The sequence below is a fragment of the Erythrobacter sp. S249 genome, assembly GCF_057364975.1.
Genome location: NZ_CP200287.1, coordinates 2530881 through 2544294 on the forward strand (window position 1 = coordinate 2530881; position 13414 = coordinate 2544294).

Genomic DNA, 13414 nt, shown 5'->3' on the forward strand with positions numbered 1-13414 from the left:
ACATCTGGCTAGAAACAAAAAAGCCGCGGACCGAAGTCCGCGGCTTTCTCGTGTTGGCTATCGCCAGGATCAGAACTTGAAGTTGATCCCTGCGAAGAACTGACGACCGGTGTCATAGATGGTCGGGAACGTGTTACCGTTACCGAGCGGTGGACCTGAAGAGGCCGACACAGGTGGTTGTTCGTTGGTGAAGTTGAGCACACCGCCGCGCAGTGAAACTACATCGTTCACGTCATAGAAGAACGAGAAGTCGAGGTAGTTTACCGCTGGCAGATTATCATCGACCACTGGGTTTGCTTCGACCACCTCGTTAGTTGTGCCGCTGAAGTGGCGCCATGCGAGGTTCAAGTCGACACCTGCGAGCGTTTGCAGATCAACAACCAAACGGTGACGATACTCAGGCGTAATTGGCGCTGGGCAACCGTTGTTCAGAGTTCCTGCACACTCGATGATCGTGCCTGGAAGTGGTTCCAGGTCATATGCATCAAGAATGGTACCAACGTAATTGATGCCAACGCTACCGATGCTGTCGATATCCAGCGAGTAGCTCGCTTGGATGTCAAAGCCCGATGTGCTGAGCTCAGCAATGTTACGGTTGATTTGGTTGAAGCCTTCACCCGGAATACCAGATGATGCCAAGGTCCCGCCTGCACCGCGATTAATAAGGGTACATGCAGCAGGGTTACCAGTTTCGAGGCAGTTATCGAGAATGATCTGTGCTGGAATTGCGAAGATCGTGTCCTCGACAGTGACGTCGAAATAGTCAACTGACAGAAGCAGGCCTGGTACAAAGCTTGGTTCGAACACGACACCAAAGGTGACTGTGTCCGAGCTCTCTGGAGTGAGAGTAGGTTCACCACCTGTAATCGACTGGGTTTGACCAGAGATCACATCAAGGATGGTGCCAAACTGAGCAGCAGTTACGCCGGTGTTGGCACACTGCTCGAACGTTGCGATCGGAGCATCCGATGCACAAGGGTCAAACAATGAGTTGCCGTTGGCATTAACGCCTGCTGAGTTGAGGTTCGGAAGACCTGTGTTCACCGCAGAGAACAATTCGATCACGTTTGGTGCACGCACCGAACGCTGGAACTGTGCACGCAGCTTAAGGTCAGAAACCGGTACCCAAACGCCCTCGATACCAAAGGTGTCAGTAGAAACCGAGCTTGACGTGCCGTTACCGCTGTTGGTGTAGTCAGAGTAACGATACGAACCTTCAAGAGTAAGTTCTTCGAAGAACGGACGGTCAGTTACCAATGGAACCTGCACCTCGGTGAAGATCTCATAGACTTGAACAGAACCATCAACCGGGAAGTTGGCGCCGCCAACACCGGTGAAACCACCGCCTGGAACCTGACTGATTTCATCAGGGATAGAGGTCAATGTGTCTTCACGATACTCAACACCGAGCAAGAAGCCGATGCCGTTATCGCTGAACGGTGAACTGAAGCCGTACTCGCCAAGGTCAGCCTGGACGAAACCACCAGCTACAAGCTGAGTTGTTTCACCAAGAACAATGCCAACGCCCTGAAGGAAGTCGGTTTGCTCTTGCGTGATAGCAGTGGTGCCATCAGCGTTACGCTGGAATGGGTTGTAAGGAACACAGCCACCTGATGGGTCGCGGCAGACAACATTGCCGGTGCCATCATCGACGGCGAAGAACGCCTGCTGCAGGTTCGCTACGATAAAGTCGTTTGACGAAACAGAAACGTCACTTGTTTCAGCGTACTGACCAAACACTTCGTAAGACCAGATGTTGTCGCCAAAATCACCGCGCAGGCCAGCGACCATGCGGAAGGTGGTGTTTTCAAGCCGTGAGTTACGCGGACCGCCTTCGACGTTACGGTGAGACGCTGTGATACCAGTTACATCTGTACCAGCCGCGATAGCAGCTGCGTCACAACCGAAGATGTCTGTCAACTGCTGACCAGGTGTGTTCTGAATGAACGGGTTGTCACAGTTGATCGAGTAGGCGCCGATACCGAAAGATGCGGTTTGAGCGATCTGCGCGTCAGATACGTTATCTACGTAAGAGAGGTCGGCGAAGAACTCGAGGTTGTCGCTGATCTCATAGTTACCCTTGGCGTAGATTGTAAAACGCTCTGAAGGACGCTGGAAGAAGTTGAACTCACCAAAGTTGAAGCGCTGATCGGGTGAACCAGCGAAGTCAACGATCGTGCCGTCTGCTTCTTGGAAGGTGAAGCCACCAGGGCCGCCGAAGAGCCGGAAGTTAGCCGAACCAAAACAACCGACGCCTTCAAAGCTGACATCTGGGTTTGAGCTGGTGTCGAGGGTACAAGCCGAGAAATCACGGTTTGACTGGATGACCTGCTCGCGGCGCTCATAGTTGGCATAAATGGTCACGTTACCGCGGCCATCAGCTGTGTTGGTGCCGAGGATACCAGTGATCGAATATTCTGCACCATCCGTTACCGGCCCCGGTGTTGAACCGCCAAACGACTGAAGAACGTTTGAGAAAAACTCAGAACCGTTACCGGTTTGCTGGAAGCCGCCTTGCACGTCGATTTCAACGCCTTCGAAATCCTTCTTGAGGATGAAGTTAGCAACACCACCAACAGCGTCCGAACCGTAAACGGCCGAGCTACCACCGGTGAGAACGTCAACGCGCTCAATCAGTTGAGTTGGGATAACGTCGAGATTAGCAGAGGAAATCGCAGACGAACCGTATGGCAGGCGGCGACCGTCGATAAGGACGAGCGTACGCTGCGAGCCGAGGCCGCGAAGGTTCAGTGTAGCGGTACCAGATGCACCGTTCGAAACTTCACCGGCTTGACCAGCGAAAACCTGAGGCAATTGGTTTACGAAGTCCTCGATCCGGACAGTACCTTGGCCCTGGATCTGTTCCGCTGTGACGGAAACAACCGGGTTGGCGCCTTCGAGGTTCGGGTTAACGTTCAAGCGCGAACCAGTAACGAGGATTTGATTTTCCTCTTCGGCTACTGCGTCTCCATCGCTACTGACGTCGGCGTCTTGCGCAAAGGCGGGGGCCGATGCGAGTGCCAAGCCTACTGCGAAAGAGCCCGCGCTCAGTCGGAGTTGATTGGAAATCTTCATATGGTTTCATACCCTTATGATAATGCCAGCCAAAAATTGGCCCGCATATGTCAAGATGCGATCCCGGATGCCGACCTTAGTGCCAGCGTCAAAACCGCATCCAATTTAACGGCAAAGGCGCAATCGAAATTTCGAACAAATGGCTCAAAATTTACGGACCCGCCGTTCCCTAGGTTCGGCCTAAGAGCCTTTAACCGCCTAAGGGAAGCGTCACAGTTGGCTTTCACGAAATTGAAATCCCGGTGTAGCAGCTTTGCAACACCGCTCTGGGGGTTCCGTTAATCACGTAAAACAACGGTTTACTGCGATTTTTGCGGTCTTCTCTATCGGCTTGGTAACACTTAGCTGTTTGCCTTTTGGGGCTGCTGTGACAATTGTGATGCTGAAAGGAATCTCAATGCGCACCCACTTTACCTTCTTGGCCTTCGGGGCAGCAATGCTCGCCGGAACATCCGCTCAGGCGCAGGAGGCCTCTGAGGCTGGCGTGGATACGCCGGCTGTCATCGATAAGATGTTTCAATGCCGCGAGGTGGAAGATGCTGAGGCGCGTTTGGCGTGCTTTGATCGCGAAGTTGGCCGGGTTTACGAGGCGCAAGCGTCACGCGAACTGGTAATCGCCGATCGAGAACAGGTTGAGAGGACCAAGCGCGGCTTGTTTGGCCTAAGGTTGCCAAAGATCGGGCTATTCAGCGGCGATGACGATAAAGAGCCTGTGAACGAGATCACAGCGACCTTGGCGAGTGCGCAGAAGCGAAGCAACGGGATGTATATCTTCGAGCTCGAAGATGGCGCGCGCTGGCTCCAAACCGAGTCTATATCCGGGTTTCAACGCTACAAGGCTGGCGACACCATCGTCATCAAACAAGCTGCCCTTGGGAGCTTCAAGGCCAAGGTGAATGGCAAGCGCGCGATGCGAGTGCGGCGAATAAACTGAAGTCTGAGAGGTGCCATTCATGGCACCAGCTGGTTGTGCAACAGCCCGCGCCAGAATCTCGGTTGACGTTTACGTAAGCGGACTTTACCTCCTTGGTCATAACTTGGAGCAGGCCTGAAAACAGGGCCGCCCGCACATCGCCCTGAGAGGACATTGCCGCTATGACCACCGCTTATATCGTTGACGCCGTTCGCACAGCTGGAGGGCGCCGAGGCGGCAGGCTTGCTGGCATTCACCCGGTCGATTTGTTGGCCCATTCGCTTGACGCGATTGTTCAGCGCAGCGGCATTGATCCTACGGCGATTGATGATGTGGTCAGCGGCTGCGTCAGCCAGGCGGGTGAGCAAGCCGGGCAGATTGGCCGGATGGCGGTGCTCGCGTCAAAGCTGCTCCCGCAATCCACGCCAGCTGTGTCGATTGACCGTCAATGCGGCTCTTCCCAGCAAGCGATCCAATTTGCAGCGCAAGCCGTGATGAGCGGGACACAGGACGTTGTCATCGCCAGCGGCGTTGAGAGCATGACGCGCGTGCCGATGGGCTCGAACATGACGCTGCATATGAAAGAAGGGCTGGGCAATTACATGTCGCCCGGCGTGCAAGAAAAATATCCGAACGTGCAGTTCAGCCAGTTCATGGGCGCAGAAATGATCGCGCAGAAGCATGACTTTTCAAAGGATCAGATCGACGCCTTTGCGCTCGAAAGCCACAAGCGCGCGATTGCAGCGACTGAGGCAGGCGCGTTCAAAGACGAGATCGTACCGATTGCGATCGAAACGCCCGAGGGCGATGCGATGCACACGGTGGATGAGGGCATCCGCTTTGACGCGACGCTAGAAGGGATTGCGGGCGTGAAACTGCTCGCGCCAGAGGGGCGGATCACCGCTGCCTCTGCCAGCCAGATTTGTGATGGTTCGTCTGCGGTTCTGGTGGTGAGCGAGGAGGCGCTTAAACGCCACAACCTCACACCGATGGCGCGCATTCACAATCTGACCGTGACGGCGGGCGATCCGGTGATCATGCTGGAAGAGCCGCTGTTTGCGACCGACCGCGCGCTGGAACGCGCTGGTCTGAAGATCGATGATATTGATCTTTACGAGGTCAACGAGGCTTTTGCCCCAGTGCCGATGGCATGGTTGAAGCACACAGGCGCTGATCCAGAAAAGCTGAACGTGCATGGCGGCGCGATTGCGCTGGGCCATCCGCTCGGCGCGTCGGGCACAAAATTGATGGCGACGCTCGTCCATGGGCTGAAACGTCATGGCAAGAAATATGGCCTGCAAACGATGTGCGAAGGCGGCGGCGTCGCCAATGTCACCATCGTTGAGAGCCTGTAAGCTATAGAGAATTCGCCCCAAATCCGATCAGGCTGAGCTTGTCGAAGCCCTGTCTTTCTTCGGGTGAGGGGTTCCAGAAGAAGCGCTGCCCTTCGACGAGCTCAGGGCAAACGGAAATTTTGAATATCAGGAGAGTATAATGGAAGTATCAGCCAACACCCCAGCCGTCGTCACCGGCGGCGCATCTGGCCTCGGTGCGGCCACGGCCCGCGCACTCGCGGCCAAGGGCGCTAAAGTTGCCATCTTCGACATGAATGAAGAGAAGGGCGAGGCCATGGCGGCCGAGATTGGCGGCGTGTTCTGCAAGGTCAATGTGACCAGCGATGAAGACGTGGATGCTGGCTTTGCCAAGGCCCGCGAAGCCCACGGCCAAGAGCGGATCCTCGTGAATTGCGCAGGCATCGGCAATGCGATCAAAACCGCCAGCCGCGACAAGCAAACGGGCGAGATCAAGCACTTTCCCGTGTCGGCCTTCGACTTCGTCATTCAGGTCAACCTGATCGGCACATTCCGCTGCATCGCCAAATCGGCGGCTGGAATGATGTCGCTCGATCCGATTAATGAAGACGGCGCGCGCGGCGCGATGGTCAACACCGCTTCTGTTGCGGCTGAAGACGGTCAAATCGGCCAGGCGGCATACTCTGCATCAAAGGGCGGCGTGGTCGGGATGACTTTGCCAATCGCTCGCGATCTGATGCGCGAAGGCATCCGCGTGAACACCATCCTGCCTGGCATCTTTGAAACCCCGCTGATGAACGCTGCCCCGCCGCAGGTGAAGGAAGCGCTTGCTGCGTCCGTGCCATTCCCGAAACGTCTGGGCATGCCAGAGGAATACGCGAAGCTCGCCATGACCATGATCGAAACCGGCTATTTCAACGGAGAAGACGTGCGCCTCGACGGCGGCATCCGTATGGCACCGCGTTGATGGCATGATCCTTGATTAATTTGCCCGCCAAGGTGCATGTCTAAGGCGGCAGTTTATCGGGACTAGCAAAGAAGGCGGGAGAGGCGATTGGCTCACGAGAAGATCTTTCAATCTCGGGCCATTTGGCTCTTCCGCCTTTTTGCATTGGCTATCATTGCCGTCTCGCTAGTGGCCACTCCCGCCTTCGCCGAAGATAGCGATGGATCCGAGCTGCGTCTTGAAAAGGTCTGGAGCTATGATGGCGGCGGCTATGGTTCAGATTTCAAGCTGGAGCCGACACTCGCGATCACGCCGGAGCATGTTCTGGTGTCTGGCTTCATGCCAAAGGGGGACCGGCAGCATCAGGTAATCCGCGCGTTCGACATTGAAAGCGGAGAGCCTGGCGAAGTCCTCAACCACCCTGACGCACAGCCTTTTGAGGGTTTCGGCGAAGCGATCGCAGCGAATGATCGCTTTGTCGTCACTGTCCTTCATCGGAAGCATTCACCAGAAGCTGGCGGCCAGTTGCTGGTCTACGACGTGAACACCCTAAAGCTGCTGCGCCGCATAGAGAACCCGCGTGCCGAGGAATCTGCGTGGTTTGGGATCGCTGGTTTGGCCTTGGATGATGAGCGCGTTCTCGTCTCTGTTTCAACCACGAAAGATAAGCGCGCGAGCGCCTGGGTATTCAGCGCCGAAACCGGTGAGATTTTGCTGACTATTGACGAGCCGGACGTGCCTGAGGAAGGCCGCCGCCTCAGCTATTTTGGCCATACGATCGCAATGAATGAAACGCATATTGCCATCGCCTCAAACGGTCACACAGGCCCGCCGGGCCTCTATGCGCGAGGAGAGGTCTGGGTCTTCGACGCGAAAGATGGATCCTTGCAATACAAGCTCGATCGGCCGGCATCAGAAAAAGCGACCATGTTTGGCCGGTCACTCGTTCTGTCGGATGAACGGCTGCATGTATCGAGCTTGGGCGAAACGGGCCCTCTGAATTGGCCCACAGGACGCCTGCATTCCTATGATTTGGACAGTGGCGAATCGCTTTTCACACTCGAGGATAAGGGCATTCCGACCAAGAATGATGATTTCCTCAACGGTGCTGGTGGGGAAGGATTTCCATCAAACCTGACCGGCGAAGGCAAACTGCTGATTTCAAGCCTGCCAGACTGGTCGGGTTCGCATATGGGGCAGGGCGGGCTAGTGGTAATTGATAACGCCGCGGGTGACCGCCTTTTGACCTATCACCATGAAACCGGCCAGCAAAACGCGCGTTTTGGGCGCGCTCTTGCCGCCGGATACGGATTTATCGCGGTGGCGGAAGAGGTCGGCACGGGCATAAACACGATCCAGCGCGTGACGCTCTATCGGTTGGTCTCACTTAACTAGCGTTGCAAAACGCGGGCTTCGGCTTGATCGAACTGACCTGATGGCTTGTTGAGAAGGACAGTTTTCTTCCTCCAACAGGTGTGCCAGAATTTGTTCGCAACGGAGAGAAACGCACATGACCGACTACACTCAGATACTCGTCGATAAGGCTGATGGCATTGCGACCATCACGCTCAATCGCCCGGAGAAGATGAACGCCTACACCCGCACAATGGGGGCGGAGATCATGGCGGCGATGGATGATATCGACGCGGATGACGCGGTGCGCGCGGTGATCTTTACCGGCAGCGGCGAGAAGGCGTTTTGCGCAGGCGCTGACCTGACGCCGAAAGGGGGAGGGCATGTGTTCTCCGACCCGAACGAGGTTGAGGACCTGTCTGATGAACGTGTGCGTGATGGCGGCGGCTTGCTGACCCTGCGCCTCTACGAGAGCAAAAAGCCGCTGATCTCTGCCTGCAATGGCGTGGCGGTTGGAGTGGGGGCCACCATGCAGCTGGCAATGGATATTCGGCTGGCTAGTGAAACTGCTCGTTATGGCTTCGTCTTTGCCCGGCGCGGGATTGTGCCAGAGGCGGCCTCAAGCTGGTTTTTGCCGCGGATCGTCGGGATCAGCCAGGCGCTTGAATGGTGCTATTCTGGCCGGGTGTTTGATGCAGACGAGGCGAAATCAGGCGGGCTGGTGCGCTCTGTTCATGCGCCGTCCGATTTGCAACATGCCGCCCGAAAGCTGGCAAGCGAGATCGCCGAAAACACTTCTGCCGTATCGGTCGCGATGACCCGGGCGATGATGTATCGGCTCGCCAGCGCAGATCATCCGATGGAGGCGCATAAGATCGATAGCCGCGCAATTTACCGCCTTTCACGCGGCAAAGATGCGAAAGAGGGGATCGCCAGCTTCCTGGAAAAGCGCAAGGCCATGTATCCGGGTAAAGTCACCGAAGACATGCCGGATTTCTATCCGTGGTGGGACGAGGTGACCTACGAATAGCGTCTGCTTAACAGCCAAGCTTGCATTCACCGCTGGTTTCATGGGAAACCAATGCGTTGAATGATCAGGTCGCAGTTAAGAATCGGAGCGCAGGGGTGAGCCAAGCAGGGGGCGAACAAAGGACAGTGGGCGCGGTGCAAACCAGCGCTCGCTCGACAATGCCGGGACAGCTGGCGGACTTTCTGCCCTATCAACTTTCGATTGCATCCAATGCAGTGAGCAGCCTGATCGCTGAGCGTTATCGCAAACGCTTTGGCCTCAAGATCTTGGAGTGGCGCGTGATGGCGGTGCTTGGCGATGCCAAGGATGGCACGGGGCGTCTCACGCAAAGGGCGCTTACCGAGGCGACGTTGATGGACAAGGTTGCGGTCAACCGCGCCTGCAAGGTTCTGGAAGAACGCGGGCTGATCGCCCGTGCTCCCAATGCACGCGATGGACGCTCACACCTGCTGGAGCTGACCGAGGATGGACGGGCTATTCACCGCGAGGTGATGCCGCTTGCGCAAGCGACCGAGAGCGAGCTCTTCGCTGATTTCACCATTGATGAACAGATGAAGTTTCGCGAGCTTTTGCACCGAATGCGTGAGCGTGCCGGATTTCTGGCCGAGGGCGGCGAAGCGGACTGACGCGGCCCAAAGCCAACGGGTATTGATAACCGCAAACAAAAAGGCCCGGCTGCAATAGCCGGGCCTTTCGTCTGTGCGCCGTCTGAGCTTGCTCCATGCCAGCCGACGCGTTGAGTGGTGTCGGACTTTATTCCGATGGCATCAGTGCATCCGAGATCGAGCAGGCTGCTGGGCCAAGAATAACGATGAAAAGCACCGGCAGAATGAACAAGATCAGCGGTACGGTCATAATCGCTGGCAGACGAGCCGCCTTTTCCTCGGCGCGCATCATTCGCTCGTTCCGGAATTCAGCGGACAGAACCCGCAGAGCTGATGCCAGCGGCGTACCATAACGTTCGGTCTGAACCATGGTGGTCACGACGCCTTTAACGGCGTCGAGATTGACCCGGTAAGCCAGATTGTCGAACGCTTGTTTCCGCTCATTCAGGAAGGACAGCTCGATCGCGGTGAGGGCAAATTCATCGCCCAGTTCCGGATAAGCGCGGCCCAATTCCTTAGCAACGCGGTTGAACGCGGCATCGACGGTAAGGCCAGCCTCGGCACAAATCACGAGCAGATCGAGCGCGTCAGGAAGGCCGCGCTGGATTTCCAGCGTCCGCTTGCTTGCCTTATTCGACAGGAACAATTCTGGAGCTTTGTAGGCGCCAAAGACGGCCACAGTCAGCGCACCTGCACGCTTGAAAGCACCCCAGTCTGGGAAATAATCGACCACGTAAATTACGGTCGCTGCGATTGCACCGATCACGATAGGCAAGATCGCGCGCATCATGATGACGTAAACTGCGAGTTCTTTGTTGCGGTATCCTGCGTAAGCCAGTTTCTGCTGAATGTCTTGCAGCTGGCTGTCTTGCAGGATTTTCATACTGTCGAGGCGCTCTTTGACCTTGTCAGTACCCTCGGTCTTGCGGACCAAGCTGGCGCGTTTCTTCGTGTTACCAGTGACAATGCCCGCTTTGAGCTCGTCACGGCGCTCCTCAAGCGCTTTAACGCGCTTGGCCATTGGATCCTTGATCGTCACGGCGGCGTAAATCGCCAAGATCACGGCGAAGGCAGCAAGGCCAGCCAGGATCGTGCCGACGACGATAACGTCGAAGCCAAGCAAAGTGGGGCCGGGTTGAGTGTTCATCATAATATCTCGTCCCTCACTTAGATTTCAAAGCTGACCATTTTGGCCATGATAAACACACCGATCGACATCCAAGTCAGTCCGCCAAGCCCGGCAATGATCAGTCGGTCTTCGGTGAAAAAGCCACCGAGATAGCCCGGGTTGATCCACCAGATCATCGCGAAGACGATAAATGGTAGTGAGCCAACGATGTAGGCAGAAGCTTTCGATTCAGAGCTCATTGCCTTGATCTTCAGCTTCATTTGCGAGCGTTTGCGCAAAACATCAGCCAGGTTCGACAACGTCTCGGCCAAGTTACCACCGGTCTCGCGCTGAATAGCCAGCGTGATGCAGAAGAAGTTGAACTCAGGAATGCCAAGCCGGTCAGCGGTTTCCTGGAGCAATTCCTCCATGGTCCGGCCGATGCGGATGCGCTCGGTGATGCCTTTGAATTCGATGCCTACTGGGCCTTCGACTTCTTGTGCGACAACACCAAGAGTTTCGGTGACTGGCAAACCAGAGCGCAAGCCCCGGACGAGCAATTCGATGCCGTCAGGAAACTTCGCGTTAAACTGGCCAGTGCGTCTTTTGATCATGAAATTCACGACCAAGTGAGGAATACCGGCACCCACTAGCAACCCAACGCCAAGCGCGAGAAAAAGCGCGCCTGATTGGATGTAAACGAGCACAGTAATCACCAAGACGAGACCCAAGGTTGCATAGAGATATTGCGACAATGTCCAAGCCTTGCCGGTTCGATCGAGCCGGATGGCCAGCGCTTCGCTACGCGAGCTTGCGCCAGCGACTTTTTGAGCCTTTGGCTTGCGAGCGGCGATTGCCTTCTTCAGCTGTGCATCGACTTTCGCATCAGTGCTTTGCGAATGGCGATACCTCAGGGCTTCAAGGCGTCGTTTCTGAGCCTTACCAGAGTTTGGGCCAGTCGCGAGGACGTAGCCGCCAACGAGGACTGCAAAAATCACCGTAGTGATGAGCAGGATTTGCAAGATATCCATGCTTTCCCTTCCCGCCTTTCCTTGTTTAGGCGTGACCGATCAGCAAGCGGGGGAGGGCGCCGCACCGATATGCGGTGCGAGCCACTCCCTTAGCGCTTGTTATTCAGCCGGTTCGGCCTCTGATTTGTCTTTCTTCGACAGCAGAGACTTCAGATCAAATCCGCCCAAAAGCGACTTTTTCTCTTCTGTCAGCGCTGCCAAATCGTCTTCGTCAGCGCCCATGATCCGTTCACCAATCTGTTTGATAACAGCGGTGGATTTGCTTGAACGGTTGGCGTCAACGAACACTTGGCCGAGCTTTGCAGCATTGGACGCAGCCTTGATGTCGTATGGAATGACGAAATCAATTTTGCGTTCAATCGATGCTTCAAAATCAGCCTTGCTGATCTCAGCGGTTGCGTTTTGAACCTTGTTGGCAACGACCATCGGATGGGCGTGCGCAGCATTGGTTTTCAGCCAAGACAGAACGCGAATGGTGTCGCGTGCAGATGCCAGGGTCAACTCGCAGGTAACCAGCACGAGATTGACCTCGCCCAGCAGGTGCGGGAAGTTGATCAGCATGTTACGCGGCAGATCAATCACGGTCATTTCGAACGCTTGGCGGAATTCTTCCTCCAATTGTAGGAATGCTGCACCATCGGTCATCAATGGCTGATTGATCGGTGCCTCTGCAGACAGGATCGACAGATTGTCATTAGCGCGGATCATGGCGCGCTCAATGAAGAGCCCGTCAATCCGGCTTGGATTGTCAATCGCATCGGTCAGGCCGCGGCCCGGCTCCAGATCCAGTGCAAGCGCACCTGTGCCGAAATGCACATCGAGATCAAGCAATGCGGTTGGCGCCTTGTGCTCATCACTGAACAACCATGCCAGCGAGGTTGCGAGCGTGGAGGCTCCAACACCGCCGCGCGTTCCGACCACTGCGGTCGAAATGTGGCGTTGCACTTGCTCTGCTTCACCGCCCTTGGGCGAAGTGAACACGGTAAGTGCTTGGTTCAGCGAGTCGTGAATCTGCTGGGCCGAGAGTGGCTTCAGAAGATAGTCGTGGATGCCACTAGCAAGCAGGTCGCGGTACAAACGTACGTCGTTGACTTGACCAACAGCGATCACGACAGTGCCAGGCTCGCAAACTTCTGCGAGAGCATTGATGTCATTCAGCGGATCGCCGCTTTCAGAAAGGTCAACGAGCAGGATCGCAGGGCTAGCGCTGACTGACAGCGACTGGATCGCATTGCGCAGGCCGCCTTTGTTGCACTTCTCTGGCTGCCAGCCCATTTCGATGACGACGGGACGCAGCACGTCGAGTGCATTGTCGTCGCAGATGTAGGCTGCAAATGGATCACGATTGCCGGGCAGTCCGGAATTCCAAGGCGCGTTCATGGATCAATTCCCTCCGGTTGTAGCTGTTGGCAGACCGCCTGCACCTGATGGTTCAGTATCGCGGAATGTGCCGATTGCTTTGTTGCTGGTGGCGATCACGGTTTCGCCGGTGCCCTTCTTGCCCTCGAGCAAGTCCTGTGGATCCGCTACCATAGCAGCCATGTTGCTGTTGGTTGCGCAGCCATAGCCAGGGCTGGTTGCGTTATTGTAATTCATGTCAGACTTGGTTGACCAATCAGGGCAACCAGGTACGGACGCACTCGAGCGGGTGACCACGATGCGGGCTTGGCCCGGATTGAGGAAACCAGTCGTCGTCGGTGCCGTTTCGCTCACGAGCAGGCCATACCGGCCAGCCAGATCGCTCACAGCGGTCTTTAGCGCTGGATTGTTAGTCGGGTCATCAATCGAAATCCGATCACCATAAGACAATTCCATCGTCTCAAACCAACCATCCACGCGTTGCTGCTCAGATATTGGCAGGCCTGCACGATTGGTTTGAACATCAAGCACGAAGTTCGTGCGTTCAACCACTGGTTGCTTGGTGCTGTAGAGACCACGCTCAGTCGGCATACCGCCGCATCCAGCGAGCACCGTTCCAAGCGAGAGGGCAATAGCAATAGCGGGCAGCTTGGCCAGCTTACTGTGAGTTGCTTTGGGCAT

Annotated in this window: 11 protein-coding genes; 6 read left to right on the top strand and 5 right to left on the bottom strand. The window is 55.9% G+C overall.

Features of this window, described 5'->3' with window-relative positions:
- Positions 1-69 precede the first annotated feature (69 nt).
- Positions 70-3075, bottom strand: coding sequence for a TonB-dependent receptor domain-containing protein (locus AC0V6V_RS11930; RefSeq protein WP_486166343.1), 3006 nt, complete (start codon positions 3073-3075; stop codon positions 70-72).
- Between the two features lie 397 nt (positions 3076-3472).
- On the opposite strand from AC0V6V_RS11930, the gene AC0V6V_RS11935 reads away from it, so the two are divergent.
- The 6 genes from AC0V6V_RS11935 (at position 3473) to AC0V6V_RS11960 (ending at position 9256) form a co-directional block, all read left to right on the top strand.
- Positions 3473-4009: a hypothetical protein gene (locus AC0V6V_RS11935; RefSeq protein ID WP_486165586.1), complete on the top strand. Its 537-nt coding sequence runs from the start codon at positions 3473-3475 to the stop codon at positions 4007-4009.
- A 161-nt stretch (positions 4010-4170) separates the two neighbouring features.
- Entirely contained in the window at positions 4171-5343 is a 1173-nt protein-coding gene (locus tag AC0V6V_RS11940; RefSeq protein WP_486165587.1) for an acetyl-CoA C-acetyltransferase, read from the top strand.
- Positions 5344-5482: 139 nt separating this feature from the next.
- Entirely contained in the window at positions 5483-6268 is a 786-nt protein-coding gene (locus AC0V6V_RS11945; RefSeq protein WP_472644430.1) for an SDR family NAD(P)-dependent oxidoreductase, read from the top strand.
- Between the two features lie 168 nt (positions 6269-6436).
- Positions 6437-7642, top strand: a complete 1206-nt coding sequence (locus tag AC0V6V_RS11950) for a hypothetical protein (protein WP_486165588.1) — start codon at positions 6437-6439, stop codon at positions 7640-7642.
- Positions 7643-7757: 115 nt separating this feature from the next.
- A complete protein-coding gene (locus AC0V6V_RS11955; RefSeq protein WP_486165589.1) occupies positions 7758-8630 on the top strand; it encodes a crotonase/enoyl-CoA hydratase family protein in 873 nt (290 codons plus the stop codon).
- 158 nt (positions 8631-8788) lie between these two features.
- Positions 8789-9256, top strand: coding sequence for a MarR family winged helix-turn-helix transcriptional regulator (locus AC0V6V_RS11960; protein WP_486166094.1), 468 nt, complete (start codon positions 8789-8791; stop codon positions 9254-9256).
- A 127-nt stretch (positions 9257-9383) separates the two neighbouring features.
- Here AC0V6V_RS11960 and AC0V6V_RS11965 read toward each other — a convergent pair whose 3' ends face one another.
- From AC0V6V_RS11965 to AC0V6V_RS11980, 4 genes are all read right to left on the bottom strand, one after another.
- Entirely contained in the window at positions 9384-10385 is a 1002-nt protein-coding gene (locus AC0V6V_RS11965; protein ID WP_486165590.1) for a type II secretion system F family protein, read from the bottom strand.
- A 17-nt stretch (positions 10386-10402) separates the two neighbouring features.
- Positions 10403-11374 carry a type II secretion system F family protein gene (locus AC0V6V_RS11970; RefSeq protein WP_486166344.1) on the bottom strand — a complete coding sequence of 324 codons (972 nt, stop codon included), beginning with the start codon at positions 11372-11374 and terminating at the stop codon, positions 10403-10405.
- 99 nt (positions 11375-11473) lie between these two features.
- A complete protein-coding gene (locus AC0V6V_RS11975; RefSeq protein WP_486165592.1) occupies positions 11474-12754 on the bottom strand; it encodes a CpaE/TadZ family protein in 1281 nt (426 codons plus the stop codon).
- Positions 12755-12757: 3 nt separating this feature from the next.
- Complete coding sequence (locus tag AC0V6V_RS11980) at positions 12758-13414, bottom strand: CpaD family pilus assembly protein (protein WP_486165593.1); 657 nt, start codon at positions 13412-13414, stop codon at positions 12758-12760.